Raw genomic sequence first — 5795 nt, 5'->3', positions numbered from 1 at the left:
ACAATCTGCGGCACGTTACCAGCCATTTTCAGACATGAAGTATTACACTATTCACATTAACGACTCAGGAGCTATCGAAGATACTGAAAAGACAAGTATCAATGGAGAAAACACTCTTATATGTAAAATGTACGATGATCCAGAATTCAACAAACTCAATGATATATTACATTCATTAAGAGGTTACATTCTGAACGAAAAAGCATTAAACATTTTTAAAGAAAGTAATACAATCTCTTATAAACTTTGCAAAGCTAAAGTGTTGCGAAAAGAAAAAGTATTTGGCTTTATTAAAAAATATAAAGAATACGATTTCTATGAACTTGATTTTTCAGATGAAAGCGCTTATGAAAGCTATGACTGGATTGATTTTGAAAAAAGTGAAATTTTTGCTGTGGAAAGTTTAGGAGAAAAAATAAAAATTAAATCACATCAGGAAACTTTGCGTTTCGTTGAAATAAATAAAACGAATACAGGAAAAAGTTATTCTTTTGAAACAGAAAAAATTGTCTTTAATAAAAACTTCAATCCAGAAATTGACTTGTTTAAAATTCCTTTTTATTCATGGGGAATTTATGTTTCGGAAAAATTAAAGAACAAACTTGAAAATGCCCAAATAACAGATATTGGATTTGCAGAAAATAAAGAACGGTTAGGAATGATGTGGAAACCTCATTTCCCAATAATAGAATTTAATCATTAAAAACGGCTGGTAACAGCAGTTTGTGATTATGGCTGGTTTTGGTCTTATCAGAAATGTCTCGGCTGACTGAAATTTTAGTTATATTTGAAAACGCAAGCGAATGAGGAACGCCACAATCACAATCTGCGGCACGTTACCAGTAATTTTTCAGAACATGAACACATCGAGGATATTTCTGCTTTTAATTTTGGTTTTAATTTTTGTAGAATGTAAGCCAGAAATTGGAAAAGTTGAAGACGAAAATCAAACAGAAAATAAAGTTTCTGAATTCAAAATACCGAAAAATATTGACGACAACTTCAAAGTTTTTCTGAGTTATTTCAGCAAAGATTCTGTTTTCCAAGTTAGCCGTGTAAAATTTCCGCTAAAGGTTATGGAAGTTGACGAGAATAACATGATGGAGTCAATTGAAAAAACAATTGAAAAAGAAGAATACACAAAACTTGACTTTGAATATCCTAAAGATGCTTTGACAAGAGAATTTGACAGATATACACAAAAAGTAAAAACCAACGGAAATAAAGTAACGGTTGAAATTAGAGGTGTTGACAATGGAATTTATACCGATTTTTACTTTGAAAAGGTTAACGGAAAATGGTTTCTAAAAAGTTGGAACGACACGTCTAACTAAAAAAAACTACTGGTAACAGCCGTTAACCGCTATTGCTGGATTTTCTTGGCTTCACTTCTATTTTTCACGTAAAACTATTATCTTAGCAGACAGTACGCAGTTCGCTGGCTTCGCAACAGTCGGTTAGCGGCGAAACGTTATAAGCTAGTTCCAGAACTATAGCAAAATGAAAGACCAAATTGAGAAACTAAATATTACCGGAAAAGTTTATGCTTGGAAATATCTTGAAAACTCAAGAAATTATCCAGGTTGGAATTTTACCGTTGATAAAAAAGCCAGCGAAAGCTTGTTTGAGTTGCTCAATTTAATGGATAAGTGTGAATGGTCAAGCAAAAAGGAAATTCAAACTTCAATTCCAACAGAAAACCAAATTAAAGTTCCGAATAATCAAAACGGAAACGCAAAATGGAAAGCTGCGTCAAAATTGATTTTTAATCTCAAAAAAACGGCGGAAAAAGAACATTGGGAAGTAATAGAAAAAGAAACCGAAATTGAAATTCAGTTTGGTGAAAACAAACTTGTTGAATTTGAGAAAGCAATAACTGGAATTCCAAAAGGAAAAGGAGATTTTGCAATTTCAAGTGATTCAGGGGAAAGCATTTTGTATTTTTGGTGGAATGGGAATAACTAAGAACCAGCTTATAACAGCAGTTTGTAGCAACTGCGTGGCTTGGGCTTCTCCCCGATTTCCTAGCGGAAATCAAAAAGGAGTTTTATATTTGTAATGGACAGTAATAAATCATCGCAGCTGCTACAATCTGCGGAACGTTAGCAGCAACCATAAACAACATTCGTATGTATAAAGTACTAATCTTAATTTCCGCTTTTGCCCTAATAATACTGGCTACAGTAACAATAATTTTAGTAAAATTAAATTGGAGTGAAAAATTATACAGTCCATTATTGTCTTTGGGTTTAGCGGGAACAGTAACAACATTTATAACTGTACTTTTAATGCTAAAAGGTTCTGAAACTGAAACAAATTTCACGACATTGGTCGCAATTGATTCAAGAGATTATTTGATTCCAAATACACATTATCCAACTGATATTGGCATAGGCAATGCAATGACTGAATATTTCTTTTTAACACATCCTGAATTTACAGTTGACAACTATCAAGGAAAATCTTTTGAAACTCCTAAAAATGACACAGAAGCAACACTTTTTAATTTGGAACTAGTTCAGTACGGTATATTTAAAAGTATTTTAGGTTTTACAAATGAAACAAAAAGTTTATCATTCGACATTAATAAAGGTGTTTCAGGTGAGTTCAAAAAGCCATATAAAATGAAAGAGATAGTTACTAAACCTTTAAAAGAATTAAAAACCGAATTAAGTAAAAATAGATTCTCAAATTGCCCAGCTGAATTATTTAGCATTGAACATTTAAAATACAAATTTCCAAAAGGAACAAAAGTTGAATTTAAAAGAATACCAACTTCTCCAAAAACTGGTCCTGAAAAACAGGTAATTATCTTAAGTAAAGAATATTATTTCAAAATAGAAATAATTATTGAAGCTGGTTTGGCTTCAGTTGGTCCAAATTCAGACCCAAAAATCCTGAAAATTGACACTGAAAATGCTCGATACTGTCATACATATCTTTACAACATAACAATAAAAACAACTTTTGAAAAAATTACCGGTGGAAATTGGAGAACAGAAGAATTAAAGAATTGGGCAAGTTGGTTGTCAAATAATATTGAAAATAAATATTCTATTAATTGATTAAATGGCAGCTGCTAACAGCAGTTTGCAACAATTGCAAGGTTTGGGCTTTCACCGAATTTTATCTGAAAATTCAAAAAGTAGTTTTATATTTGGAATCGGCGGTGATTAATCTTTGCAACAGTTGCAAGCCGCAAGACGTTATGCATCAGGCTAAAAATTGCTCTTTAAAGACAAATGAAGTTAATTACAAAAATACTATTCCTTACAATAATTGACTTTATAGTTATATGGTCTTGGGTAAAAGAAATTGACCCAGAACCAAGTGTTTCAATCGCAATATTTGTCGTTGTTCCTGTTGTAATCATAATAAATCTTTTAATTGCTTTAGTTTTATATTTTACCAAAAAAGAATACTCAAAAGTTTTTGTAATTAACTCTTTAGTATCAGCTGTGATAATGTATTTTCTGTTTCTAAATGGAATCGACAGGCATCAAAACCTAAGATATGAAAGTTGGGAATTCAACATAAAAGATACAATTTTTAATATTACACATTCGAAACTTGACAATACTTTTAGCATAAGTGAAAGCACAAATCAAGGTTCGTCAACAGGCTTTTTGGATGGAAAGTTCAGCAGAAAAGGGAATGAATATTATTTGACAACAGATTCAACAAAATATAGAATAAGAAATGACTACTTCTTTGGATTTAGAAACTCTACAGACTGTATCAAGTTGACAAAAATTGAACGGTAATGAAACTTAACGCCCGAATGCATAACAGCAGTTTGTAGCAACTGCAAGGTTTGGGTTTGCCGGAAATCCAAGTGGATTTCCAAAAGTTATTTTGTACTTGGAAATTTTAATGATAAATTTATGCAGCTGCTACAAGCTGCGGCACGTTAGCGGCAATCGCCGACCAATGCATTTAATTAGAACAAAATGAAAAAAATTATACTATGTGCTTTTTTCACTTTATTGATAAGTTGCAAAGAAGAAAAACCTTTTTTTGATTTTGATGAAGTTTATCATTATCAAATTACTAACAAAGAATCAAGTAAATATTTTGGTTCAGATAATAACACAACACAAACAGAAAAGGATGAGTTTAATAAAATTGCTTTATGGAATGGTTATCCTTCAAATCTTAATGATAAATGGTTTTTTGAAAAAATAGAAAAATACTATCCGAAAAAGCAAAAGATTGAACAAAGCAAACTAAAAGAGCTTTCCGAAATCTTTACTGAAAGAAATGAAGAGAAAACTGAGGTCACAGCTTGTGATCCAATCTTTAGAAATATATTTATTTTTAAGAAAAAAGGCAAAGTTGTTGGCATTTCAAAAATATGTTTTGGATGTTTAATGGAGCAAACAATTGGCACTAAAAGAAACACTGAAAATTTTGGCTCAAATGATGAATATGAAAAGTTGGGGAAACTTGTTGGATGGAGCGACAGCCGCTAACAGCAGTTTGCAACAATTGCAAGGTTCGGGCTTTCACCGAATTTTCTGCGAAAATTCAAAAAGTAGTTTTATATTTGGAATCGGCGGTGATTAATTTTGCAACTGTTGCAAGCCGCAAGACGTTAGCTACTATTTTTCACAACATGAAAGTAATAAAGACATATTTATATTTAATTCTCGTTTTGATTCTTTCAGGATGCAAAACTGAAACCGGAAAAGTCGAAATCGAAAAGGAATTAATTGAAAACCATATTCCTGAAAATGTTGATGAAGATTTCAAAACGTTTCTTGGTTTTTTCAGTAAAGATTCAATATTCCAAGTTAGTCGCGTAAAATTTCCGCTTAAGGTTATGGAAGTTGATGAGAATAATATGCTTGAATCAAAGGAAAACGTTATTCAGAAAAATGAATATTCAACACTTGACTTTGAATATCCGAAAGATGCTTTAACAAGAGAATTAGACAGATATACACAAAACATAAAAACCAAAGGCAATGAAACTGTTATTGAAATTAGAGGCGTTGACAATGGAATCTACTCTGATTTCTTTTTTGAAAAAGTGGGCGGAAAATGGTTTCTGAAGTCTTGGGATGACAAGTCGAATTAAAAAACAGTAGCTAACAGCAGTTTGTGATTATGGCTGGTTTTGGTTGTATCAGAAATGTCTCGGCTGACTGAAATTTTAGTTATATTTGGAAACGCAAGTGAGTGAAGAACGCCACAATCACAATCTGCGGCACGTTATGCACTATTTCAGAATGAATATGCTAAAAGAGAAAATACTTTATGTTGATGAAATTGTTCTGAAAAGAATCGAATCAGATTTCGAATTGATTGAGAAAAGTGGTTGGTGTAAACTTTATCAAAACAAACTGGATAAATCATTTTGGCGGCTTGATGAACCGGAAAAATATGACCCGCAAATATTTGTCAAACTTGAATCGGTGGAGAATTGGACGGAATATAATGACCAAGATTTAAGAATTGAGCTTTTGAAAGAACACAGAGGTTTATCAAGCGAAAAATGTAAATGGAAAGATTGTAGCAAAAGCGCTTTAAACAATCTTGTGTTTTGTGAATTTCACGCATATAAAGAAATGGGAATTAGACGGTGATAACAGAATAAAAACAGTGCATAACAGCAGTTTGTGATTATGGCTAGTTTTGGTCGTATCAGAAATGTCTCGGCTGACTGAAATTTTAGTTATATTTGAAAACACAAGTGAATGAAGAACGCCACAATCACAATCTGCGGCACGTTGTGTGCAATTTAGCGCTCGAAACCGGATAAATAGCTGTAAAATTTTTGAGGAAAAGGATAG

At 32.1% G+C, this 5795-nt stretch carries 8 protein-coding genes; all 8 read left to right on the top strand.

The window, feature by feature from the left end; translation table 11 throughout:
- Positions 1–703, top strand: a 703-nt coding sequence (locus tag HA632_RS02220) for a hypothetical protein (protein ID WP_217902813.1), incomplete at its 5' end; no start/stop codon positions are given.
- 154 nt (positions 704–857) lie between these two features.
- Positions 858–1334, top strand: coding sequence for a DUF4348 domain-containing protein (locus HA632_RS02215; RefSeq protein WP_176305611.1), 477 nt, complete (start codon positions 858–860; stop codon positions 1332–1334).
- 166 nt (positions 1335–1500) lie between these two features.
- Entirely contained in the window at positions 1501–1965 is a 465-nt protein-coding gene (locus tag HA632_RS02210; protein WP_176305610.1) for a hypothetical protein, read from the top strand.
- A gap of 164 nt (positions 1966–2129) precedes the next feature.
- Positions 2130–3065, top strand: coding sequence for a hypothetical protein (locus tag HA632_RS02205; RefSeq protein ID WP_176305609.1), 936 nt, complete (start codon positions 2130–2132; stop codon positions 3063–3065).
- 177 nt (positions 3066–3242) lie between these two features.
- A complete protein-coding gene (locus tag HA632_RS02200) occupies positions 3243–3764 on the top strand; it encodes a hypothetical protein (RefSeq protein ID WP_176305608.1) in 522 nt (173 codons plus the stop codon).
- 186 nt (positions 3765–3950) lie between these two features.
- Complete coding sequence (locus HA632_RS02195) at positions 3951–4472, top strand: hypothetical protein (protein WP_176305607.1); 522 nt, start codon at positions 3951–3953, stop codon at positions 4470–4472.
- Positions 4473–4615: 143 nt separating this feature from the next.
- On the top strand, positions 4616–5080 hold the full coding sequence (locus HA632_RS02190; RefSeq protein WP_176305606.1) for a DUF4348 domain-containing protein: 465 nt from the start codon (positions 4616–4618) through the stop codon (positions 5078–5080).
- A gap of 151 nt (positions 5081–5231) precedes the next feature.
- Positions 5232–5588, top strand: a complete 357-nt coding sequence (locus HA632_RS02185) for a hypothetical protein (protein WP_176305605.1) — start codon at positions 5232–5234, stop codon at positions 5586–5588.
- Positions 5589–5795 lie beyond the last annotated feature (207 nt).

Origin of the sequence: Flavobacterium sp. J49, assembly GCF_011742145.1 — a bacterium.
Classification (GTDB): Bacteria; Bacteroidota; Bacteroidia; order Flavobacteriales; family Flavobacteriaceae; genus Flavobacterium.
Note: the sequence above shows the minus strand (reverse complement) of the source record. Positions and strands in the feature narration are given on the sequence as shown.